This is a genomic window from Pseudomonas pudica, from assembly GCF_015680405.1.
Classification (GTDB): Bacteria; Pseudomonadota; Gammaproteobacteria; order Pseudomonadales; family Pseudomonadaceae; genus Aquipseudomonas; species Aquipseudomonas pudica.
Map to the genome: position 1 here is coordinate 52,651 of NZ_JADLJS010000017.1, position 21,589 is coordinate 74,239.

General features: G+C 61.6%; 22 protein-coding genes. 8 read left to right on the forward strand and 14 right to left on the reverse strand.

Features of this window, described 5'->3' with window-relative positions; genetic code table 11:
- The 10 genes from IRZ77_RS14100 to IRZ77_RS14145 all read right to left on the reverse strand — a co-directional run bounded on the left by IRZ77_RS14100 (position 1) and on the right by IRZ77_RS14145 (position 8,322).
- Positions 1-1,218 carry an AAA family ATPase gene (locus tag IRZ77_RS14100; RefSeq protein ID WP_046614808.1) on the reverse strand — a complete coding sequence of 406 codons (1,218 nt, stop codon included), beginning with the start codon at positions 1,216-1,218 and terminating at the stop codon, positions 1-3.
- A complete protein-coding gene (locus IRZ77_RS14105; protein WP_046614809.1) occupies positions 1,212-1,715 on the reverse strand; it encodes a TadE/TadG family type IV pilus assembly protein in 504 nt (167 codons plus the stop codon). The genes IRZ77_RS14100 and IRZ77_RS14105 overlap by 7 nt, the downstream gene beginning before the upstream one ends.
- Positions 1,715-2,185 carry a TadE/TadG family type IV pilus assembly protein gene (locus tag IRZ77_RS14110; protein WP_046614810.1) on the reverse strand — a complete coding sequence of 157 codons (471 nt, stop codon included), beginning with the start codon at positions 2,183-2,185 and terminating at the stop codon, positions 1,715-1,717. The genes IRZ77_RS14105 and IRZ77_RS14110 overlap by 1 nt, the downstream gene beginning before the upstream one ends.
- Before the next feature lie 9 nt (positions 2,186-2,194).
- Positions 2,195-3,517 carry a TadE/TadG family type IV pilus assembly protein gene (locus IRZ77_RS14115; protein ID WP_080958451.1) on the reverse strand — a complete coding sequence of 441 codons (1,323 nt, stop codon included), beginning with the start codon at positions 3,515-3,517 and terminating at the stop codon, positions 2,195-2,197.
- 35 nt (positions 3,518-3,552) lie between these two features.
- A complete protein-coding gene (locus tag IRZ77_RS14120; protein ID WP_046614812.1) occupies positions 3,553-3,834 on the reverse strand; it encodes a hypothetical protein in 282 nt (93 codons plus the stop codon).
- A 15-nt stretch (positions 3,835-3,849) separates the two neighbouring features.
- Entirely contained in the window at positions 3,850-5,337 is a 1,488-nt protein-coding gene (locus tag IRZ77_RS14125) for a type II and III secretion system protein family protein (RefSeq protein ID WP_196173725.1), read from the reverse strand.
- A gap of 87 nt (positions 5,338-5,424) precedes the next feature.
- The gene (cpaB, locus tag IRZ77_RS14130; protein WP_046614813.1) at positions 5,425-6,237 is read right to left on the reverse strand and encodes a Flp pilus assembly protein CpaB; all 813 of its coding nucleotides are present in this window, start codon (positions 6,235-6,237) and stop codon (positions 5,425-5,427) included.
- Between the two features lie 12 nt (positions 6,238-6,249).
- The gene (locus IRZ77_RS14135) at positions 6,250-7,584 is read right to left on the reverse strand and encodes a P-loop NTPase family protein (RefSeq protein WP_135001487.1); all 1,335 of its coding nucleotides are present in this window, start codon (positions 7,582-7,584) and stop codon (positions 6,250-6,252) included.
- Between the two features lie 15 nt (positions 7,585-7,599).
- On the reverse strand, positions 7,600-8,118 hold the full coding sequence (locus IRZ77_RS14140) for an A24 family peptidase (protein ID WP_153670527.1): 519 nt from the start codon (positions 8,116-8,118) through the stop codon (positions 7,600-7,602).
- A 24-nt stretch (positions 8,119-8,142) separates the two neighbouring features.
- Positions 8,143-8,322 (reverse strand): Flp family type IVb pilin, encoded by a 180-nt coding sequence (locus IRZ77_RS14145; protein WP_046614816.1) that lies wholly within the window; start codon positions 8,320-8,322, stop codon positions 8,143-8,145.
- A 447-nt stretch (positions 8,323-8,769) separates the two neighbouring features.
- Here IRZ77_RS14145 and IRZ77_RS14150 point away from each other — a divergent pair, with 447 nt between their 5' ends.
- Entirely contained in the window at positions 8,770-9,648 is an 879-nt protein-coding gene (locus IRZ77_RS14150) for a response regulator transcription factor (protein ID WP_046614817.1), read from the forward strand.
- 4 nt (positions 9,649-9,652) lie between these two features.
- On the opposite strand, the gene IRZ77_RS14155 is transcribed toward IRZ77_RS14150, so the two are convergent.
- Together IRZ77_RS14155 and IRZ77_RS14160 are read right to left on the reverse strand one after the other, a co-directional pair.
- A complete protein-coding gene (locus IRZ77_RS14155) occupies positions 9,653-10,876 on the reverse strand; it encodes a class I SAM-dependent methyltransferase (RefSeq protein WP_046614818.1) in 1,224 nt (407 codons plus the stop codon).
- Positions 10,877-11,078: 202 nt separating this feature from the next.
- Positions 11,079-11,696, reverse strand: a complete 618-nt coding sequence (locus IRZ77_RS14160) for a TPM domain-containing protein (RefSeq protein ID WP_196173707.1) — start codon at positions 11,694-11,696, stop codon at positions 11,079-11,081.
- Between the two features lie 186 nt (positions 11,697-11,882).
- On the opposite strand from IRZ77_RS14160, the gene bglX reads away from it, so the two are divergent.
- The 7 genes from bglX (at position 11,883) to IRZ77_RS14195 (ending at position 20,718) form a co-directional block, all read left to right on the forward strand.
- On the forward strand, positions 11,883-14,174 hold the full coding sequence (gene bglX / locus IRZ77_RS14165; RefSeq protein ID WP_046614820.1) for a beta-glucosidase BglX: 2,292 nt from the start codon (positions 11,883-11,885) through the stop codon (positions 14,172-14,174).
- A gap of 111 nt (positions 14,175-14,285) precedes the next feature.
- Positions 14,286-16,043, forward strand: coding sequence for a sensor histidine kinase (locus IRZ77_RS14170; RefSeq protein WP_153670525.1), 1,758 nt, complete (start codon positions 14,286-14,288; stop codon positions 16,041-16,043).
- Entirely contained in the window at positions 16,037-17,371 is a 1,335-nt protein-coding gene (locus IRZ77_RS14175; protein WP_046614822.1) for a sigma-54-dependent transcriptional regulator, read from the forward strand. Before IRZ77_RS14170 ends, IRZ77_RS14175 begins: the two co-directional genes overlap by 7 nt.
- A 279-nt stretch (positions 17,372-17,650) precedes the next feature.
- The gene (locus IRZ77_RS14180; RefSeq protein ID WP_003258436.1) at positions 17,651-18,970 is read left to right on the forward strand and encodes an MFS transporter; all 1,320 of its coding nucleotides are present in this window, start codon (positions 17,651-17,653) and stop codon (positions 18,968-18,970) included.
- Between the two features lie 114 nt (positions 18,971-19,084).
- Positions 19,085-19,267, forward strand: coding sequence for a DUF4172 domain-containing protein (locus tag IRZ77_RS14185; protein WP_153670524.1), 183 nt, complete (start codon positions 19,085-19,087; stop codon positions 19,265-19,267).
- A 322-nt stretch (positions 19,268-19,589) separates the two neighbouring features.
- On the forward strand, positions 19,590-19,994 hold the full coding sequence (locus IRZ77_RS14190) for a heme utilization protein (protein WP_196173709.1): 405 nt from the start codon (positions 19,590-19,592) through the stop codon (positions 19,992-19,994).
- 118 nt (positions 19,995-20,112) lie between these two features.
- A complete protein-coding gene (locus IRZ77_RS14195) occupies positions 20,113-20,718 on the forward strand; it encodes a flavin reductase family protein (RefSeq protein ID WP_046614824.1) in 606 nt (201 codons plus the stop codon).
- Here IRZ77_RS14195 and IRZ77_RS14200 read toward each other — a convergent pair whose 3' ends face one another.
- On the reverse strand, positions 20,719-21,015 hold the full coding sequence (locus IRZ77_RS14200; RefSeq protein WP_046614825.1) for a hypothetical protein: 297 nt from the start codon (positions 21,013-21,015) through the stop codon (positions 20,719-20,721).
- Between the two features lie 101 nt (positions 21,016-21,116).
- A complete protein-coding gene (locus tag IRZ77_RS14205) occupies positions 21,117-21,410 on the reverse strand; it encodes a putative quinol monooxygenase (protein ID WP_046614826.1) in 294 nt (97 codons plus the stop codon).
- Between the last annotated feature and the right edge of the window lie 179 nt (positions 21,411-21,589).

The window sequence follows — 21,589 nt, forward strand, 5'->3', positions numbered from 1 at the left end:
TCACCCCCGAAAAACACGCTTGAAGGCGCGTTTGAACAGTCCCGTGTCAGTATCCACCTGCTTGCCAACCAATTCCTCGGCCAGCCCACGCAGCGCCTGGGTGATCGGGGAGCGAGGTGCTTGCAGGCCTAATGGCACACCCGTGTTCTGGCTCTGGTTGATGACGCTGAAGTCATTCGGCAGTTTCACGATATTGGTGCAGCGCAGCGCCTCGCCGATGTCCTTGAGGCTGACCGGCGCCGCCTTGTCGTAGCGGTTGACCACCACCTCCAGCTGATTGCCGCGTACGCCCAGGTCATCGCGCAGAATGCGCGCCAGGGAACTGGCATCGCGCAGGTGGTTGACGCTCTGCTGCACCACGACGTACACCCGGTCGGCCTGCTCCAGCACCGAAGCGGTGATGTGGTCGATCTGCCGCGGCAAGTCCGCTACCACCCAGTCATAGTTGGAACGGGCCAACTGAAGCAACGCATCGAGTTGTTCGGCCTGGACATCCTGCGGCAGGCACAGCTCGTTGGCGCGGCTGCCAAGCACATGCAAGGACGGGCTGAAATGGCTGCAGAACCCGCGCAGTGCAACACCATCCATTTCTTTTATCTGCTGCAACACATCCAATTGGCTGTGCGACTGCGCCACATCCAGATGATGCGACACGCTGCCAAACTGCAGGTCCAGGTCAAGCAGCAGAGCATTGCCCTTGAGGCTGAGCTGGTGCGCCAGGTTGCAAGCCAGCACAGTGCCGCCGGAGCCTCCCTTGGCATTCATCACCGCGACCAGTTTGCCTGTTGCCGTGCTGTTGGTCTGGGTCTCCAGGACCATACGGTTCAAGGCAGCGATAAGCTCCGTGGCAACGATGGGCTCCGGCAGAAAATCGCGCGCACCGGCCTGCATCGCCAGGCGCATGCCTTCCCGATCGTCCAGCAGGCCACACACCAACAGCGGCGGGCGCTCATGGGCCGGGCGTTGCAACAAAGCCGCCAGTTCCTCACGCCACAGCTGGCCGACGCGCAGCAGCAGGAAATCGGGCATCCGGTCCAGCCCGTACAGCGGGTCGCAATGCCCGTTGCTCACCTGGCGAACATTTACCTCCAGGCCGGAGATGCGCTGACAGATTTCTTGCAACTGACGCAAGGCCAAGGCGTCCGAGCTGCTGATCAACAGACGCATCCCTGGCTTGATGGAGGTAGCGGCTACGGAAGATTCCCTAAGATTCAGCATGGCGTGATCTCCGGTACGACATCCGCCTCGGTATGCCGCCCGAGGCTCTCGCGAGGTAAGGTCGCCTTGAATACTGGCAAGGTAATGGGTACCCCAAAACCTGGAATAAACAGGCTGAATTGAAAGTTCTGCAGCGTCAGTTGCACATAACGGACAGCCGCAAACCCGCTGGCACTGACCAGATCACCGGGGTTGGCGACCTGTGCACCGTTCTTGTCCAGGTAGCGCAGGGTCAGGTCCGACGTGTCCAGGTCGGCCAGCAGGCTGCTGGCGCCACTGTCGCCCGCAGTGTTGAATATCGCCCTGCGTAGCACCACCGGATCGCTGATATTGCATACCGCTGCCAGGCGTGCGCCACGCCGAACGGACTCATTCAGCACATTCACGGTGTAGTACAGCCGGCCTATTTCCAGCACCCCGAACAACAGCGTGAACATCAACGCACTGACGATGGCGAACTCCACCACATAAACGCCCTGCATGCCTCTGCGCTTCATCACAGTGCCCTCATCACGGTGGTGGCGACCAACGGGAAGTTCAGTGCCGTGCCGTTGCCGATGAACGCCGGAATACCGCTGGCTATCAGCGGGGAAAACACTGAGCTGATGGTCACCTGCACGTGGTCGTTGGTGCCCGCCACCTTGGCTACCTGCACAGTGACGTTGGCCGGCATGCCGGTCAGGCTGCAGGGCGGCGCGGAAGGTGCACCGTACACCGCGACTTTCTTGGCCATGCACTCGAGATCGGCGCTCACCTCAACCTTGCCCAATGTCGAGTTCCAGGCCTGGCTGGCAACGAAGCGCGCAGCATCACGGCTACCCTGCAGCAGGCTGTTGTACTGGTAAAGCATGCGGCCAAATTCGCCGAAGGCCAGCAAGGTCAGGAGCAACAGCGGCAGGGTGATGGTGAACTCGACAATTGCCACCCCTTGCTGACGCTGCGCACGCTTGAGCCGATAAAGTTCCATGACACGCTCCTAGGAGTCGGTGCTCGGTGTGCCACTGCCACTGATAAAGGTCTTGTACAGCTGGATGATCTGCGGGCCGGAATCGTCTTGCGGCGTAGGCCCGGGCACGCCGTCACCCTCGCATTGCTTGACGAACTGGCCGAAGATCTGCGAATCCCCACCAGAGTTGGCGGCAGGCTGCACGACATAGAAGCAACCGAAACCGATCACCGGTATCGACGAAGTCCCCGAGTTCTTGCCCGAGCAGTCGCCCACCACGATCTTCAGCATCCGCCGCTCGAAAACCCCGTTCGACTGGCACCCCGTGCCTGCGCCTGCGACGCATGCGGCTGTCTGCGCGGCATAGTCGTTGTAGTCGAATAGCGGCGTACCGCCTGCAGAAAGGTTGCCATTGCTCGAAGTGACAACCTTGCCCTGATGCTCTACTTGGTGAGGGGTGGTTTTGTCGTTGTACTTCATTTCGGGGTTGCTGTAGTTCGTCACCAGGTCGGGCGGATAGTCCGAACTACTAAGTGACCCGGAGTACTGGCCGAAGCGAGTGTTCAAGCCTTTGACCGATGGGCCAACCGTGTTGCCAGGCTTGGTGGCGACGTTGTCACCGACATTGCGGCAAACCGAACCGCCGCCAGCCATCAGCTCGCCAATGGTCTTGCCACCGGAGCCAAAATCGAGCAGTTGGAAATTGCCAGGGCCAATCGGATCGCTGTTCTTGGAGGCTGATTTCAAGACTTCCAGATCACCGAAGCGATACCCCCAGAACATGCCGGCATCGGGGTTGTATTGAGCCGGGTTGCCACACACCAGCAGCGGCGCAAGATCACATGGGCTGGTCGGGCTCGGTCCGGCAGTGGCAATCGCCTTCACTTGCTTGGCTCCCACGGCACCTTCACCGAGTGACTGGGCGAAATTCCAGAAAAAACCCGCCAGTGAATAGTTCGCTACCGAAACCCGAACATAGGTGGCATTGGCTGGCCCTGGGAAGGAGAAAGGCCCATAAACGTTGTCCGCCAGCTCCACCATCGCAAACCCGCCAGGGTTGCCGCCGATTGCCGTTGCCAACTCCTGGTTGCCCAAAGCACTGGCATTTTCTTGAAGGGTAGAGAGCGCGGCATCACGTGCTGTACTGGCTGCATTGCCAGCTCCCATTACCTGGCTCAGGGTTTTTGCGCCACTGAGGGCGGCGGCATCCACGGCATTCTGCAGTCGGGTCTTGTTCAACAACATGTGACCGCCATCGAGCACCAACGCGGCCATCATCAGTATCGCCAACAGGGCGATCACGATGATGACAGTTACTGCCCCCCGCTGTTGGCATGGCGGCGCGGTGAACATCCGTTGGGCTCGAGGAGTCATGCTCACGCCCTCAATCAGCGAGTTGAATCAGTGACTTGGATCTGTATCGGCTGACCGACCTGCTGCGCATCGCCAGTCACCCCCCTGTAGCCATTGATCACCTTCTCCAGCAACGGCCCATCGGCGCCAGCAGCAGGCAGTTCCGTACCTGGGTTGGCAGCCACCTGCTTGTCGGCAATCTGCTGGTAGGTAGTCTGGTAGACGCTGTAGCCCAGCGGGCCAACGCGCCCTTCGTCATACGACATGCAACCGGACAACCCCGACAGCAGCGCGCAACACACGATCATGGTTTTCATGCTGGTTCTCTCCGATCACTTCAGATCATGGCCAAAGTTGCCACCGCTGACGCCGAGGCTGACGGGAACCGAGCGCCCGGGCTCACTGCTCTTGGTCTTGCCAAGCAGGTAGAAGTCCAGGTCGCTGGGTTCGACAAATTTCTCGGTGGGCAGGCGCACCGCCTTGGCATCCACAGGCTTGGCGAGGTGCGGCGTCACCAGGATCACCAGTTCGGTTTCACCGTTGATGAACGACTGGCTGCGGAACAAGTGTCCGAGTATCGGCAGGTCCCCCAGCCCGGGGAATCGGCTGACGAAATCGCGGGTGTTTTCACTGATCAGCCCCGCGATGGCGATGGTCTGGCCATTTCCCAGTTCGACCGTGGACTCGGCGCTGCGCTTGGTCAGCGACGGAATGACCTGGGTAACACCATCACCCAGAATACTGTTCAGGCCAGTGTCGAGTACCAACGAGTTGACGTTCGAAAGCTCGCTCACCGAGACATTCAGGTTGAGGTTGATACGCCCGGAGTCGAGCACCACCGGCAGGAACTTCACGCCGACACCGAATTCCTTGTATTCGATGGTGATGCCATCATCCTCGGTGATCGGGATCGGGAACTCGCCACCGGAAATGAACTCCGCCTGCTGGCCGGTCAGGGTGGTAAGAGTGGGCTCGGCCAGCACTTTGGCCGAACCATTGTCCTTGGACGCTTCCAGCACCACATTGAACAGGAAATCGTCGGACAGGAACTGGGCGAACAAACCTTTGCCGCCACCAATCAGCGAACCTGGCGAAAGGATCGACCCACCGCCTGGAGTCAGGCCCAGCCCTTGACCATTATTGAACCCGCCACCGCTCCAATTGCCGGATGAGCCAAGTGCATTGAAGCGCACGTTGAGGTTCTTGATCAGGCTGCGCTGCATCTCGGCCACTCTCACTTCCAACATCACCTGCTGGCTGCCACCGACGCTGAGCAGGTTGATCACCTCCAGCGACTGGGCCGGTGCCGCTTCAGCGGCTTCACCCTTGCCTTGCACCACGCTCGAGGTTTGCGCGGCATAGGTCTTGGCGACCTTCATCGCCGTGTCCATGGCAGCGGCGCTGCGCACCTGGCCACGCAGTACCAGCGCGCCCTGGGCGCTGAACACTTCGATGTTCTCCTCGGGCAGCAACTGGTGCAGTTTGGTCTTGAGCCCGGTGAGGTCATGCACGACCTCCACATCCAGGGTGTCGATCAAGCGGTTGTTGCTGTCCCACAGCAGCACGTTGGTCGTGCCCAGGGAACGGCCGAGCAGGTAGAGCTGGGTCGGGCTGGTGATCAGGATATCGGCGATATCCGGGTTGCCGACCGAGATTTTCCTCACCGGCGTACGAGCGCTGATCGTACGCGACTTGTAGATGGGTACCTGGATCATATTGGTGTTGGCCGCCGGCATGGCGCTGTATCCCGATCCAGGTTCTGCAGCCTGCGTCACACCGACGAACAGCAGCTGCGTACCCAGCCCGCACAACAGGTACATCCCTAATCTCTGCAAAGTATTCATGCACAACTCCTTGCGAGGTGTTCTTGTTCCTGCCGAAAGTTAGCCATTCGGACGCCAGCCGCCTTAAAACCTTGCTTTCGCTACTTCAACTTCAGTCCCGCGGATGATGGTGACCGAGCCACCATCACTACTACGATTTACCACCGGTCTCGGTTGGGGTTTGAATGCTGGCGTTGCAGCCTTCACCGGCTCGACAGCGGCTACGGCTGGCGCCTGCTTCCGAGCGTCCAGCGGATTGCGCAGGGCCAACTGCAACTTCCCTTCGGATTGCGCCCTGACCAGCACCTCGGCCTCTTTGGCCGACATTTCCAGGGTCACGGCACGTACCACCACCGGCTGGGTCTTGTCCGTCCCCGCTGTCTGGTCCACGGCCAATACCCGGAGGTCCTGGAGGATGGTTCTGGACTCAGCGTCATTACTACCGCCATTGCTTTGCTTGGTAGCCAGAACATCGACCCGGTTACCCGGCAACAGGAACCCGCCCACCCCGACCACGTCATCCACACGCACCGAAATGGCGCGCTTGTCTGGAGCAATCAGCGAAGCCAGGGTACTGCCACCCAGGTGCTCGGCCAGGCGAGCGCTACGCAGCACATCGCCGCGCAACAGTGCAAAAGTGGCAATCTTGCCAACCACCTTTTCATTGCTGTCAAAGGCATCGTCAGGTACCGCATCCTTGGGCATGCGCACGATGGCGACTTGCTGCGCCTCGATCATCTGCCCGAACGGGATCTCCACCGTGGCGACCACCACGTTCTTCATGTTGTCATCCGGGGCGGCGTTGAGCCGTCCATTGAGCCAGTTGTTGGCCATCAAGGCGGCGCCAAGCCCCAGGGACAGGGAAACGGCAACCAGGATCAGCGTACGGGCACTCATGTCTGCATCTCCTCATCCAAGGAAGTCGATCTGCACGAAGTAGCTTTGCCAGGCCCATTTCAGTTCCTGCTCCGACAACGGCCCCTCGCCTCCCAGATAACGCTGGCGGTCAAGTGCCATGTTCAGCAGGTCGCGAGGGTGGCAGGGCACAAGCGGCACGCCTTCGGCCTCGTACAGCGCCTGTAGCGCGTAACGCAACAACAGCGGGTCATAAACCAGGCCCAGGCGCTCGCATTCCTGGCGCCAGATACGTTCGTACTCATCGACCTTCAGGTAGCTGAACTGCAGCTTGTAGCCGATACGTCGCAAGAAGGCTTCGTCGGCCAACTCCAGCGGGTTGAGGTTGGTGGAGAACACCAGCACCAGATCGAACGGCAGCTCGCAATGGCGCCCACCACCCAGGTTGAGGAAGTCGCGCTTCTCTTCCATCGGCACGATCCAGCGGTTGAGCAGTTCGGCCGGGGCCATGCGCTGGCGGCCCATGTCGTCGATGATGAACAGGCCATTACTGGCCTTGAGTTGCAAGGAGGCCTGGTACTGACGGGTACTGGGATCGAAGCGGACATCCAGTTGCTCCATGCCCAGTTCGCCGCCAGTGATCACTACGGGGCGCTTGCAGCGCACCAGCCGCCGGTCGATGCCTTCGTTGAGCAACAGGCTGGTAGATTGGCTTTCTTCCTCCAGGCACTGATGCACCTGAGGGTCGTACACCTCGATGACCGACTCGTTGATCTCGATGGCATGAGGTACCCAGATAGATTCGGCGAACAGGCGGATCAGGCGACTGCTGATGTAGGTCTTGCCGGTGCCTGCAGGGCCATAAATCATGATGGCGCGTCCGGAGTTCAGCGCTACGCCCAGCTGGTCGAGCATACTTTCCGACAGCACCACGCCCGCAAAGGCCTTGTGCATATCCTGCGTATTGACGCGGCCATGGTGGATGGTTTGCAGCTTGAGCAGCTCACGGTAGGCACTTACCGGGAATGGTGCCGCGCCGATATAGCCGCTGCGCGCCAGTGCATCGCGGGCAGTGCCACGGCCGCGCTCAGTCAGGCCGTAGCGCAATGCCTGCCCCCCCGTTTGCACACCGACCTGTCCCAGTACTTCGACGCGGCCATCCTTGCGCAAAAAGGCCAGCACTTCTTCCACCACCGCACCGGTCAGCGCCAGGCGCTCGACCAAGCGCGACAGGTCCAGCGTACCGGCGTCGTGCAAGTGTTTGCACAGCAAATCACCGAGAAAGCTTTCCGCCAGGCCAGTCTCGCGAACTGAGCGTGGCTGAGGTGCCAGTCTCTGCACTGCGTCCTTGTCGCAGGCGTCGGCACCACTGTCTCTGAGTGCGTACATTATTAGCCTCCCAGGCTATAGGCCTAGCGGTAGCCCGATCAGGCTAACAAGGGTTCCAGAAAGGATTGCGACCGAATAAGGGAATGGCTTGGCTGCAACTTCATCCGATGCTGGTGCCAAATACGCCCCTGACCTCAACATCAACCAGTAGCGTTGTAACGTCTGTTGCAACTGGCCACGCACGAGCACTATCAGGATCCCGAACATGCCACCGGCTATCAGGCTGAAAAGTGCAGCCGAAAGTACGTCGTACGGTGTAAGAAAAGCGCCGACCATGGCCATCAACTTGACGTCCCCGGCGGCCATTCCCCCCAACGCATACATCGGTAGAAATATGGCGAACCCGATAAGCATACTCAGCACGCCATACCCCAATCCGGCGAGTGCTGCGGAGTAGACCTGGCCCGCCAACCCCAGCCCCAACCCCAACAGGATCAGGACGTTAGGGATGCGGTGGTGTCGAAGATCGCCCACCACCGCGATGCCTAGCAGCCCTAGCAGCACGACAATGGCGAACAGAGACTCTGCTGACATTGCTGCATCCCCCCGTAGGGCTTATTAGTTGACTGCGTTCACCAAGGCGGTGATTTTGGTAACTACTGCAGCACCCAATGAATCGAAAGCAGCAACTACAGCCAGCGTTATCAGTCCCCCCGCCACGGCATATTCCACAATGGTCAGCCCGTCTTCGTCTTTGACGAACTTCATCACAGAAGCCTTGATTGTTTGCAGGTTCATTTCGCTCACCTCGCTAAGGACATTATTTTTATTGCCAGGCAGTGGTGTTTTGCACTACCTGTTGCGAATCCTAGTCAGAGGGTGACAGCGGTGGTTAGGAGATTTTTGCGAATCGCTAGGACTTTTTTGCGGCCATTGGCCATCATCAAAAGGCGGCCACTGCCATCAGGAAAACAGGCAGGAAACCCGAATATGAGAACCACCTTCGTACGCATTTGCAGGCGGTCGGAAAAAGTTCCTGGTACTTTTGTTCAAAGCCGACAGGCGGTCATCAAGCTCACAGGCCAGACCAGGTGCGGAACGTGTCTAACATCAAGATCTTACGACAGACTTAGATCGCTCTAATCGAAAAAGATATAAGGTAATAACCAAATCGCTCAGCGACTTGATAGTGTTTTGACAATACTGCTGCTCGTAAGGAAACTCCCAGCACAAGGTTAAGTCACGATGTCTAACCCGGGCACAAAGCCGCTGCTGTTGTGGTTCGATCTGACACGCGATCATTCCACCGAAGCGTTGATGGCGCAGTTCAGTCATGTCTGCGATTGCAAACTGGCGAAGGCAGTCGCGCCTTCCGAACGCCAGCAGGCAGACATGATCTGCATGCATTTCGATCGCCCCGACACCCTCAACCTCAACCTTCTGCTGGAAGTGAAACGCAACTCACCTTCCATCCCGGTCACCATGTTCACAGTGCAACACTCCGAAGAACTGGCCGTCTGGGCCATGCGTTCGCGGGTCTGGGAGTATCTGGTACTGCCGCTGACAAGCGGTGAGAAAAGCCGCTACATCGATGTCCTCAAGCAGCTTTGCGACATACGCCGCGCCAGCAGGAGCTCAGGCCATGCGCAGCGCATCGACCACCTTCCCTCCCTGCCGGACAGCATTCGCCTGACCGGCGAACACCACAAACACCAAGCGCTCAGCAAGGTCATGCCGTATATCGACCAGCACTTTCGCGAATGCATCGATCAAAAAGACCTCGCACAGCGCTGCGGCATGACCACGGCCCGCTTCAGCCGCCTGTTCAAGGAAGTCAACGGTGTGGGTTTTCTGGATTACATCCTGAGCAAGCGCATGAACCTGGCCATGGACCTGCTCGTCAACAGCCAGATGCCGATTACCAGCATCGGCTATGAGGCCGGCTTCAAGGACCCGTCCTACTTCGCCCGTGCCTTCAAGCAGGTCAGCAATTGCACACCCAGCGAATACCGCCAGGCCCGCCAGCTCGGGGCGTCGGCCGGCGAAACCGAGCCCCTGAAAGGTACGAATGCGCCACTTATGGATAACGTGTTACCGAGTGCGGCGCTTCACAAGAGCCGCTGAGGAATCACACGTCAGGCAGCAACCCATCCGCCCGCAACAGCGTCTCCAGGCAATGCTCCTGCACTCCGTAAAAAGCCTTGAGCTGCCCGATCTTCTCCAGCAACGCGCCGTTGTTCCCTGCCTGGCGCCGCTTCACCGCAAGAATCATCTTGTTCTTGTTGGTGTGCTCCAGCGAGATGAACTCGAACACCTTGGTCTCGTACCCGCAGGCTTCCAGGTACAGCGCGCGCAGGCTGTCGGTCAGCATCTCGGCCTGCTGGCCCAGGTGCAGGCCGTACTGCAGCATCGGTTGCAACAACCCCGGGCTGTGCAGTTGCGGGCGGATCTGCTTGTGGCAGCACGGCGAGCACATGATGATTGCGGCGTTGCAGCGGATGCCGGTGTGGATGGCGTAGTCGGTGGCGATGTCGCAGGCATGCAGGGCAATCATGACTTCGATGGCCTCAGGCACCACGCTACGCACGTCACCACACTGGAACTCCAGGCCCGGGTGCTCAAGGCGCAAGGCGGCAGCGTTGCACAGGTCGACCATGTCCTGGCGCAGCTCTACGCCGGTTACCTGAGCTTCGCGGCCCAGGCTGTTGCGCAGGTAGTCGTGCATGGCAAAGGTCAGGTAGCCCTTGCCAGAGCCGAAGTCGGCCACCCGCAGCGCCTGCTCCACCGGCACCGGGGCGTTGGCCAGGGCGTGGTCGAAAACTTCGATGAACTTGTTGATCTGCTTCCACTTGCGCGACATTGACGGGATCAGAGCGCCTTGTGCGTCAGTCACGCCGAGGTCACGTAGGAACGGCCGTGACAGCTCCAGGTAGCGCTTCTTCTCGCGGTCATGGCCACTGCTGCTGGCAGCTTCGCGCGGTGCCTGTGCGCCGTGGCGCTGGAGCATGGGCTTGCCCTTCTTGCTGAAGGTCAGCTGCACTTCACCGTCTGCGTCGAACAGGTGCGCGTTGCGGAAGCTTTCCGGCAGCAATTCGGCGACCAGCGCCTGAGCCTGGTCCAGCGCCAGGTTGCGGGTGATATCGCGGGTCTGGTGGCGGTAGACCAGCGACAGGCACGGCTGGCCCTTGACCTGCAGCGGCTTGGCAATGATCCGTTGCAACGTCTGGTCGGCACCGACATGGCGCGCCAATACCAGTTTGACCAGGGTATTGCCATGCAGGGCGGCATTCAGCAGGTCGAGAAACTGGGTGCGCGCATCCGGCGCGGATGGGGCAGAAGAACTGGCGGACATGGAAAAACGGTGCCTCGGATAGCGGGGAGCGCTTGGCGCAATGCACGCATTCTACAGGGTGCTCAACTTCCTGTGGGAGATAGCCCAGTCCTTTGGGCTGCGCTGTCGCGTAGGGAACTGAATTCGCAAGCGGTCCGCGTACCCTGTGAGAGCGGCTTTAGCCGCGAAGAATCCAACGCGGTGCAAGGCACCGGACGCCGACTCAATCGAGAATCACCAACCGGTTGGGCAACTCGTTACGTGCATGGGTAGGCGGCACATGTTCGCTGAGCAGTTCGCCGCACGCCTCGATGCACTCGACAAACCCCTGCAAGGTGCGGCCCTGGCGTACCTGTTCGGCAAGGCGGGCGACGATGGCCGCGCGGGCGGTGGCATCCAGATGGCGCTCGATACCGCGGTCGACAAGGATCTCCACATGCCGCTCTGCCTCGCTGACGAAGATCAGTACACCCGTGGCACCAGCAGTGCGCTGCAGGTTCTGTTCGCGAAACTGCTGGCGGGCCAGGCGCGAAGCACGCCAGCGGCGCAGGGCCCGGGGGATCAGCCAGCCGGCCAGGCGTGGGCTGCGCAACAGCAGGCACAAGCCGACGAACAGCAGCACATTGGCCACCAGCAAGCCACGCACTCCGGGCCAACCCAGCAGCCATTGCAACAGGGCCGGCACGGCCAGCGCCAGCACGGCGGCCCAGAACAACGGCCAGTAGGCATAGTCGTCGGCCCGGCGGGCCAGCACCGTCACCAGTTCGGCATCGGTGCGCCGTTCGGCACGGGCAATGGCTTCGGCGATCTGGCGCTGATGGTATTCATCGAGGGGGGTCATGCCGTCGGTCTCTTGAGCGTTCTTATAGTTGTTGTCCCGGCATTCGGGGCTTCGTCCGCAGGCGACATATTCAGGCATAATCCGCCGCTGGAAGAAATGCCTGCAAATCGTACAACAATAGCCGCCTGAAAACTTCGGCCGCGCGCGTATCACCGTGGATACGGCAGAGGCCCCACAACGGAATTGATGATGAAACTGTCTTTGCTGGGCCTGGCCATGGGCCTTGCCAGTCAGGCGGCCCTCGCCGCCCCCTCCGCCCCGCCCCTGCAGGACAAGCAGGCGTTCATCGACCATCTGGTCAGCCAGATGACCGAAGCCGAGAAGATCGGCCAGTTGCGCCTGATCAGCATCGGCCCGGAAATGCCCCGCGACAAGATCCGCGAGGAAATCGCCGCCGGCCGCATCGGTGGCACCTTCAACTCGCGTACCGCGCCCGAGAACCGGCCGATGCAGGACGCGGCCATGCGCAGCCGCCTGAAGATCCCGATGTTCTTTGCCTACGATACCGTCCACGGCGAACGCACCATTTTCCCGATCGGCCTGGGCATGGCCGCGACCTGGGACATGGACGCCATCGCCAAGGTCGGCCGCACCGCCGCCATCGAAGCCGCGGCTGATGCCCTGGACATGACCTTCGCGCCGATGGTCGACATCGCCCGCGACCCGCGCTGGGGTCGTACGAGTGAAGGCTTTGGCGAAGACACCTACCTGACCTCGAAGATCGGCCAGGTGATGGTCCGTTCGTTCCAGGGCAGCAGCCCGGCCAACCCCGACAGCATCATGGCCATCGTCAAGCACTTCGCCCTGTATGGCGCAGTGGAAGGCGGGCGCGACTACAACACGGTCGATATGAGCCTGCCGAAAATGTACAACGACTACCTGCCGCCCTACCGCGCCGCGCTCGACGCTGGTGCCGGCGGGGTGATGGTGGCGTTGAACTCGATCAACGGCGTGCCGGCCACCTCCAATACCTGGCTGATGAATGACCTGCTGCGCAAGGAGTGGGGCTTCAAGGGCGTGACCATCAGCGACCACGGCGCCATCCAGGAGCTGATCCGCCATGGCGTCGCCCGCGATGGCCGCGAAGCCGCCAAACTGGCGATCAAGGCCGGCATCGACATGAGCATGAACGACACCCTGTACGGCGAGGAGCTGCCCGGCCTGCTGAAGTCCGGCGAAGTGACCCAGGGCGAGTTGGACCAGGCGGTGCGCGAAGTACTGGGTGCCAAGTACGACATGGGCCTGTTCAAGGACCCGTACGTGCGCATCGGCAAGGCCGAGACCGACCTGAAGGACTACTACGGCAACGACCGCCTGCACCGCGAAGCCGCGCGTGACGTGGCGCGCCGCAGCCTGGTGCTGCTGGAAAACCGCAACCAGACCCTGCCGCTGAAAAAGGCCGGCACCATCGCTTTGGTCGGCCCGCTGGCCGATGCGCCGATCGACATGATGGGCAGCTGGGCAGCCGACGGCAAACCAGCGCACTCGGTGACCGTGCGCGAAGGCTTGCGCCGCGCCGTGGAGGGCAAGGCCAAGCTGGTCTACGCCAAAGGTTCCAACGTCACCGGCGACAAGGCGATGTTCGATTACCTGAACTTCCTCAACTTCGATGCCCCGGAAATCGTCGACGACCCGCGCCCGCCAGCGGTGCTGATCGACGAGGCGGTGAAGGCGGCGAAGCAGTCCGATGTGGTGGTGGCAGTGGTCGGTGAATCCCGCGGCATGTCCCACGAGTCGTCGAGCCGTACCACCCTGGAAATCCCGGCCAGCCAGCGGGAGCTGATCAAGGCCCTGAAGGCCACCGGCAAGCCGCTGGTCCTGGTACTGATGAACGGCCGCCCACTGTCGATTGCCTGGGAGCGCGAGCAGGCCGACGCCATTCTGGAAACCTGGTTCGCCGGTACCGAGGGCGGCAACGCGATTGCCGACGTGCTGTTCGGCGATTACAACCCGTCCGGCAAGCTGGCCATCACCTTCCCGCGTTCGGTCGGGCAGATCCCGATGTACTACAACCACACCCGTATTGGCCGGCCCTTCACGCCGGGCAAGCCGGGCAACTACACCTCGCAGTACTTCGAGGAGCCCAATGGCCCGCTGTACCCGTTCGGCTATGGCCTGAGCTACAGCAGCTTCGAGCTGTCGGGGCTGAAGCTGTCGAACAAGGACCTCAAGCGTGGCGACACGCTGGAAGCCAAGGTGACGGTGAAGAACACCGGCAAGGTGGCAGGCGAGACCGTGGTGCAGCTGTACCTGCAGGATGTATCGGCATCGATGAGCCGCCCGGTGAAGGAACTGAGGAACTTCCAGAAGCTGATGCTCAAGCCTGGCGAATCGCGCACGTTGAGCTTTCGCATCAGCGAAGAAGACCTGAAGTTCTACAATGGCCAGCTGCAGCGGGTTGCCGAACCAGGGGAATTCAATGTACAGGTCGGGCTGGATTCCCAGGCGGTGCAGCAGCAGAGCTTTGAACTGCTGTAATTGACAGGTTTTGCCTGTACCGGCCTCTTCGCGGTTAAACCCGATACCTGTGGGAGCGTGTTCACCCGCGAAGAGGCCGGCCCTGATATCTCATTCATCCGGATCCGCCCCATGCCCTTTTCCGTTCGCGCCCTGCGTCTGGGGCTGATCACCCTGCTTATCGTGCTGGGCACCGCCCTCAGCGCCAGCTGGGCCATGCACCAGGCCAAGCGCCAGGCCATGGAAGCCGACGCCCAGCGTGCCAGTCAGCAGTTGGGCCTGTACGCCAATGCCCTGCACACGCTGATCGATCGCTACCGCGCCCTGCCCGCCGTGCTGGCGCTGGACCCGGAACTGATCGCCGCCCTGCGCGGCCCGGTCAGCGAACCGGTGCAGGACGCCCTGAACCGCAAGCTCGAACGCATCAATGGCGCCGCCAACTCCTCCACCCTCGAACTGCTCGACCGCACCGGCCTGGCCATCGCCGCCAGCAACTGGCGGTTGCCCAGCAGCTACGTGGGCTCCAATTATGGTTTTCGCCCCTACTTCAAGCAGACCCGCAGCCAGGGCAGTGGTCGCTTCTACGCCGTGGGCGTGACCAGCGGCGTGCCCGGCTACTTCCTCGCCAGCGCGGTGAACGACGAGCATGGCCGCTTCCTCGGCGCCATGGTGGTGAAACTGGAGTTTCCCGAACTGGAACGCGAGTGGCGTCAGGGCAGCGACATCCTGCTGGTCAGCGATGCCCGCGGTATCACCTTCATCGCCAACCAGGACGGCTGGCGCTACCGTGAACTGCAGCCGCTCAGTGGCGCCGACCGTGCCGAACTGGCCGAAACCCGTCAGTACGACAAGCAACCGCTGGTGCCGTTGCAGCACCAGGTGCTGACCCGCTTTGCCGCCAATAGCACCCTCAGCCGCGTGCAAGGCCCGGAGGGCAGCGCCGAGTACCTGTGGGAAAGCCTGCCGCTGGAAGGTGAAAACTGGACCTTGCATCTGCTGCGCAAGCCGCAGGTAGCCGCCGACGGTCGCAATGCCGCCCTCGGCGCCGCCGCCGTATGGCTGAGCCTGGTGTTCGCTGCGCTGTTCGTCAGCCAGCGCCTGCGCCTGGCCCGCCTGCGCCAGCGCAGCCGGGAGGAGCTCAAGCGCCAGGTCGAGGAGCGCACCCGTGAGCTGCGCACCGCCCAGGAGGGGCTGGTGCAATCGGCCAAGCTGGCCGCGCTGGGGCAAATGTCGGCAGCCATGGCCCATGAAATCAACCAGCCGCTGACCACTCAGCGCATGCAGCTGGAAACCTTGCGCCTGCTGCTCGACCATGGCCGAATTGACGAAGCACGCCAGGCACTGGAGCCGCTGGAACAGATGCTCACGCGCATGGCTGCGCTCACCAGCCACCTGAAAACCTTCGCCCGCAACAGCCCGGTCGGCCTGCGCGAGCGCCTCGACCTGGCCAACGTGGTCGACCAGGCCCTGCATCTGCTGGAAGCACGCATTCGCAGCGAAGAAGTGGAAATAGCCCTGTACCTGGCGCGCCCGGCCTGGGTACGCGGCGATGCCATTCGCCTGGAGCAGGTGCTGATCAACCTGCTGCACAATGCCCTCGACGCCATGGCCGACAAACGCTACAAACGCCTGGAGATCCGCATCGAGCCCGACGGCGAGCTGTGGCGCCTGAGCGTGCTGGATTCGGGTGGCGGCATTGCCGAGGACGACCTGGCCAAGGTCTTCGACCCGTTCTTCACCACCAAGCCGGTGGGCGAAGGCCTGGGGCTGGGCCTGGCCATTTCCTACGGTATCGTCCACGAGGCCGGCGGCCAGCTGCAGGCCGAAAACCTGCCTGGCGGCGCGCGCTTCAGCCTTACCCTGCCCCGTGACCTGGAGCCTGTATGTTGAATTCAGTGATCGTCGTCGATGATGAAGCCAGTATCCGCACCGCAGTCGAGCAGTGGCTGAGCCTGTCCGGCTTCAGCGTGCAACTGTTCGCCCGCGCCGAAGAATGCCTGGCACACCTGCCACGGCACTTTCCCGGGGTAATCATCAGCGATGTACGCATGCCGGGCATGGATGGCCTGCAGTTGCTCGAACGCCTGCAGGCGGACGACCCCGACTTGCCGGTGATCCTGCTGACCGGCCACGGCGATGTGCCCATGGCAGTGGAAGCCATGCGCAGCGGGGCCTACGACTTCCTGGAAAAACCCTTTACCCCGCAGCACCTGCTGGGCAGCCTGCGCCGGGCCCTGGAAAAGCGCCAGCTGGTCCTGGAGAACCGCCGGCTGCACGAGCAGGCCGACCTCAAGTCACGCCTGGAAGGCACGTTGCTGGGCATGTCCCAGGGCCTGCAACAGCTGCGTCGGCAAGTGCTGGACCTGGCCAGCCTGCCGGTCAATGTGCTGATTCGCGGCGAAACCGGCAGTGGCAAGGAGCGCGTGGCCCGCTGCCTGCACGATTTTGGCCCGCGCGCTGGCAAGCCGTTCGTCGCCCTCAACTGTGCAGCCATCCCCGAGTCGCTGTTCGAGGCCGAGCTGTTCGGCCATGAAAGCGGCGCCTTTACCGGGGCCCAAGGCAAGCGCATCGGCAAGCTGGAGTACGCCAACGGTGGCACGGTGTTCCTCGACGAAATCGAAAGCATGCCACTGGCCCAACAGGCCAAGCTGCTGCGGGTGATCCAGGAACAGAAACTGGAGCGTCTGGGGGCCAACCAGAGCATCAGCGTCGACCTGCGCATCATTGCCGCGACCAAGCCCGACCTGCTCGAAGAAGCACGTGCCGGGCGCTTCCGCGAAGACCTTGCCTATCGCCTGAACGTGGCGGAGCTGCGCCTGGCGCCATTGCGTGAACGGCGTGAGGACATTCCACTGCTGTTCGAGCACTTCGCCCGTGCCGCCGCCGAAAAGCTTGGCCGCGCAGCCCCACCACTGTCGGGCGCGCAACTGGCGCAGCTGCTGTCGCACGACTGGCCGGGCAACGTGCGTGAACTGGCCAATGCGGCGGAACGCCATGCGTTGGGGCTGGGCTCGCCCAACATAGAGGTGGCGCCTGCCGGGCAGTCGTTGAGCGAACAGATGGAAGCGTTCGAGGCGCAATGCCTGCGCGCGGCGCTGCGCCAGCACGGGGGCGCGATCAATGCGGTGATGGAAACGCTGCAGCTGCCACGGCGCACGCTGAACGAGAAGATGCAGCGGCATGGGTTGGTGCGCGAGGATTTTGTTGGGCGGGAATGAGCGGAAATCCGCTTATCGCGCCCGGCCACTAAGCAAATAACCGCTCATTAGCCGGATTCTGTTGGCGCTGCCTTCCAGGCTTTCGCGGGCACGCCCGCTCCCACAGAGAAACGCGAAGAGTCAGACGTCACGCGGTCCCTGTGCGAGCGGGCGTGCCTACCAAGGGGCGCGCAGCGCCCCCATTTGAAGCCCAATGCACCCATTTGGCACACCTTCTGCAATTGCCTTGGCAAGCTGCGCCACGGCGCGCTCCACAAAAACAACGAGAAGGTATCCCTGATGGATAATGCCACCTCCCTGCCAGCCGGGGCGTCCACCGCGCCTGCCACAGAAAAAACCACCGCCAGCCGCCTGAAGTCGATCTTCAGCGGGTCCATAGGCAACATGGTCGAATGGTACGACTGGTACGTCTACGCCGCATTCTCGCTGTACTTCGCCAAGGCCTTCTTCCCTGCTGGCGATTCCACCGCACAGTTGCTCAATACCGCCGCGATCTTCGCCGTGGGCTTCCTCATGCGCCCGATCGGTGGCTGGCTGATGGGCCTGTACGCCGACCGCAAAGGCCGCAAGGCCGCGTTGATGGCCTCCGTGCTGCTGATGTGTGCAGGCTCGCTGGTCATCGCCCTGACCCCGGGCTACGAAACCATCGGCGTCGCCGCACCAATCCTGCTGGTCATCGCACGCCTGATGCAGGGCCTGTCGGTGGGTGGCGAATACGGCACCTCTGCTACCTACCTGAGTGAAATGGCCAGCAAGGACCGCCGTGGCTTCTTCTCCAGCTTCCAGTACGTGACCCTGATCTCCGGCCAGCTCATCGCCCTGGCGGTACTGATCGTGCTGCAACAGACCCTGACCACCGAGCAGCTGTATGCCTGGGGCTGGCGCGTACCGTTCGTGATCGGTGCGCTGTGCGCCGTGGTGGCCCTCTACCTGCGTCGCGGCATGGAAGAAACCGCCTCCTTCACCAAGAAGGAAAAGGCCAAGGAAAGCCTGATGCGCACCCTGCTGCGCCACCCCAAGGAGCTGATGACCGTGGTCGGCCTGACCATGGGCGGCACCCTGGCCTTCTACACCTACACCACCTACATGCAGAAGTACTTGGTCAACACCGTGGGCATGAGCATCAGCGACTCGACCACCATCTCGGCCGCCACGCTGTTCCTGTTCATGTGCCTGCAGCCGGTGATCGGTGGCCTGTCCGACAAGATCGGTCGGCGCCCGATCCTGATCGCCTTCGGCGTGCTCGGCACCCTGTTCACCGTACCGATCCTCAGCACCCTGCACACCATCCAGACATGGTGGGGCGCGTTCTTCCTGATCATGGCGGCGCTGATCATCGTCAGCGGCTACACCTCGATCAACGCAGTGGTCAAAGCCGAGCTGTTCCCAACCGAAATCCGCGCCCTGGGCGTGGGCCTGCCGTACGCCCTGACCGTGTCGATCTTCGGCGGCACCGCCGAGTACGTGGCCCTGTGGTTCAAGAGCGCCGGCATGGAGAGCGGCTTCTACTGGTACGTCACCGCCTGCATCGCCTGCTCGCTGCTGGTTTACGCGACCATGAAGGACACCAAGCAGCACTCGCGGATTACCACCGAGTGATGCTGGCCTGGCAGTACTGAAAAGGGGCGCTCCAGTGCATGGGGCGCCCCTTTTTTGTGATATGCGGCAGCCTGTGAGCCGAGTGACGGCCTTATTCGGCTCATGGGACGGATCATGAATAGCCCCTTGTGGATCTGGCAGCAACCTGCCTGGCCACGTTTCACCTGGCAAAACGAAGCCATCATCGACAGCAAATCACCCGCCGTTTCGCCATGGGTGGTAGCGCACATCTTCATGACCCAGAAGGCGAAGGTGATTTGCGGAAGTTTGTTCATTGTTGTGCCGCTCCGATTTTGAGGTGCGGCGATGGTGCTGAGCAGCATTTGAAAAATCGGTTGGTGATGTATGAAAAATGCGTTCAGCAGCCCTCTGTGAAAGATTTTTCATCCTTAACGCCCCATTAATTCCACCCCCTCAAGCTGAAATAGCTGGCAGAACCTCGGCGTATGGGCAGGCACATCCTGGGCCAGAACCGCTGCCAGTGCCACAAGATCCACGCCAATCTATATCGAATTATTCGATTTTTAAGCACTATTATTTGCGCTTTTTAATCAAATTAATCGGCGTAGGATTAAACCCATAGAAACAAACAACCTCAAGTAACCCTGGAGCAACGACCATGAAAAACAAACTGATCCTCACCCTGGCCCTCTCGATTTTCGCTGCTGGTGCCTTCGCCGAAGATGGCTTCAACCGTACTAACGCGCACACCTTCGCAGCGACCCAGAGCCAATCAGCTGCCTACGCTGAAGATGGCTTCGACCGTACTGGCGGCCAGCGTTTCGCCGAAGACGGCTTCGACCGCACTGGCGGCCAGCGTTTCGCCGAAGACGGCTTCGACCGCACCGGCGGCCAACGTTTCGCTGAAGACGGCTTCGACCGCACCGGCGGCCAACGTTTCGCCGAAGACGGCTTCGACCGCACTGGCGGCCAACGTTTTGCTGAAGACGGCTTCGACCGCACTGGCGGCCAGCGCTTCGCCGAAGACGGCTTCGACCGCACCAACGCCCACCGCATCAGCTGAGCCCTGATGCGAGCACCCAGCCCGGCTTCGGCCGGGCTTGATCATTTGCAGGCGGGCACAGGCTTGGCACACTAGGCGCCTTGTCCACCAGGAGGTAGGGCCTTCAAGCCCAGCACAGATGTATTACTACGAACCCGCCAAAGGCCACGGCCTGCCCCACGACCCGTTCAACGCCATCGTCGGCCCCCGCCCTATCGGCTGGATCTCCTCACAGGACCGCGAAGGCCGCCTGAACCTGGCTCCCTACAGCTTCTTCAACGCCTTCAACTACATCCCGCCGATCATCGGTTTCTGCAGCGTCGGGCGCAAAGACAGCCTGAACAACATCGAGCAGACCGGCGAGTTCGTCTGGAACCTTGCCACCCGCTCGTTGGCCGAGCAGATGAACCAGAGCTGCGCACCGGTTGCCGCCGAGATAAACGAATTTGAATTGAGCGGCCTCACCGCCAAGCCGTCGAGCATCGTCAATGTGCCGCGTGTCGGCGAAACCCCGGTAGCCTTCGAGTGCAAGGTCAGCCAGATCGTCCAGCTCAAGCGGGCCGACCAGGAACTGGTGCCCAGCTGGCTGATCCTGGGTGAGGTGGTGGCGGTGCACATTGCCGAGCACCTGTTGAAGAACGGCATCTACGATACCGCTGCCGCCGAGCCGATCCTGCGTGGCGGTGGCCCGGCAGACTATTTCGAGCTGGGCAACCTGTTCAAGATGGCCCGCCCGCCGGCCTGATCACCAGATCAGCTCACCCTCTTCGCTGACGCCCTGCAGGCGTTGCAGCTCGGCCGTGGCCGCTTCGTCGGCAGCCACGGCACCCTTGAACACCTGGCCGTCGAGAATCTTGTGAAAGCGCGGCGCGCCGCCCATACCCAGGGCCTTGACCGCGATGGCCGCGGTGTAGCCACCACCTTCCACCGGGACCATCGCCGAAACCGCTTCGAAATGCTGGAATTCCCTACGTGCCATGTTGCTATCCGCTTCGTTGATCGGGGGCCGGCATTTTACCTTATTTGCCCGTACCGGCCTCATCGCCGGCAAGCCAGCTCCCACAGGGTCATCACAGGTCTTAAGGGCGGTGCAGCACCTGTGGGAGCTGGCTTGCCGGCGATGAGGCCGGTACAGGCAACACCTCAATCAAAGGTATGCAGATCCAGGCTGCTGACCACCTGCGCCTGTACCAACTCACCAAACACTTCCAGCGTCGGCGAAGCAAAGTAGCCACTCATCGCCTGCTGGTCTTGCCAGCTGCCACTGAGCAACCATAAATCGGCATCAGCCTGCGAACGTTGCACCGTGAAACTCAGGCAGCCCGGCGCCCGCAGTGAGGGCTCGAGCAGGTCACGCAGGCGCGCGCCCAGCTCCGCCGAGCGCCCGCTGCTGGCACGGATGAAAGCAAGGTGGGTGACCGGTTGTGTCGGGGTCATTGCACAATCTCCTTGAAGCAGGCGGACGGAAAAGCCAGGCTGCCAAGGTTAGGGCCTCACCCGCGCGACGCGTTAGGCCATTACTGCTCGCCGATTGCCTGATCCTGCAGCGCGGCAGGATCAGGCAATCGGCGTGCAGCTTTTGACTAGCGCCCGCCATTGCCCAAACCTATGCTGCG

Coding starts and splice junctions, on each gene's coding strand:
- IRZ77_RS14100 (WP_046614808.1), bottom strand. CDS start 1,218: ATGCTGAATCTTAGGGAATCTTCCGTAGCCGCTACCTCCATCAAGCCA.
- IRZ77_RS14105 (WP_046614809.1), bottom strand. CDS start 1,715: ATGAAGCGCAGAGGCATGCAGGGCGTTTATGTGGTGGAGTTCGCCATC.
- IRZ77_RS14110 (WP_046614810.1), bottom strand. CDS start 2,185: ATGGAACTTTATCGGCTCAAGCGTGCGCAGCGTCAGCAAGGGGTGGCA.
- IRZ77_RS14115 (WP_080958451.1), bottom strand. CDS start 3,517: ATGTTCACCGCGCCGCCATGCCAACAGCGGGGGGCAGTAACTGTCATC.
- IRZ77_RS14120 (WP_046614812.1), bottom strand. CDS start 3,834: ATGAAAACCATGATCGTGTGTTGCGCGCTGCTGTCGGGGTTGTCCGGT.
- IRZ77_RS14125 (WP_196173725.1), bottom strand. CDS start 5,337: ATGTACCTGTTGTGCGGGCTGGGTACGCAGCTGCTGTTCGTCGGTGTG.
- cpaB (WP_046614813.1), bottom strand. CDS start 6,237: ATGAGTGCCCGTACGCTGATCCTGGTTGCCGTTTCCCTGTCCCTGGGG.
- IRZ77_RS14135 (WP_135001487.1), bottom strand. CDS start 7,584: ATGTACGCACTCAGAGACAGTGGTGCCGACGCCTGCGACAAGGACGCA.
- IRZ77_RS14140 (WP_153670527.1), bottom strand. CDS start 8,118: ATGTCAGCAGAGTCTCTGTTCGCCATTGTCGTGCTGCTAGGGCTGCTA.
- IRZ77_RS14145 (WP_046614816.1), bottom strand. CDS start 8,322: ATGAACCTGCAAACAATCAAGGCTTCTGTGATGAAGTTCGTCAAAGAC.
- IRZ77_RS14150 (WP_046614817.1), top strand. CDS start 8,770: ATGTCTAACCCGGGCACAAAGCCGCTGCTGTTGTGGTTCGATCTGACA.
- IRZ77_RS14155 (WP_046614818.1), bottom strand. CDS start 10,876: ATGTCCGCCAGTTCTTCTGCCCCATCCGCGCCGGATGCGCGCACCCAG.
- IRZ77_RS14160 (WP_196173707.1), bottom strand. CDS start 11,696: ATGACCCCCCTCGATGAATACCATCAGCGCCAGATCGCCGAAGCCATT.
- bglX (WP_046614820.1), top strand. CDS start 11,883: ATGATGAAACTGTCTTTGCTGGGCCTGGCCATGGGCCTTGCCAGTCAG.
- IRZ77_RS14170 (WP_153670525.1), top strand. CDS start 14,286: ATGCCCTTTTCCGTTCGCGCCCTGCGTCTGGGGCTGATCACCCTGCTT.
- IRZ77_RS14175 (WP_046614822.1), top strand. CDS start 16,037: ATGTTGAATTCAGTGATCGTCGTCGATGATGAAGCCAGTATCCGCACC.
- IRZ77_RS14180 (WP_003258436.1), top strand. CDS start 17,651: ATGGATAATGCCACCTCCCTGCCAGCCGGGGCGTCCACCGCGCCTGCC.
- IRZ77_RS14185 (WP_153670524.1), top strand. CDS start 19,085: ATGAATAGCCCCTTGTGGATCTGGCAGCAACCTGCCTGGCCACGTTTC.
- IRZ77_RS14190 (WP_196173709.1), top strand. CDS start 19,590: ATGAAAAACAAACTGATCCTCACCCTGGCCCTCTCGATTTTCGCTGCT.
- IRZ77_RS14195 (WP_046614824.1), top strand. CDS start 20,113: ATGTATTACTACGAACCCGCCAAAGGCCACGGCCTGCCCCACGACCCG.
- IRZ77_RS14200 (WP_046614825.1), bottom strand. CDS start 21,015: ATGAGGCCGGTACGGGCAAATAAGGTAAAATGCCGGCCCCCGATCAAC.
- IRZ77_RS14205 (WP_046614826.1), bottom strand. CDS start 21,410: ATGACCCCGACACAACCGGTCACCCACCTTGCTTTCATCCGTGCCAGC.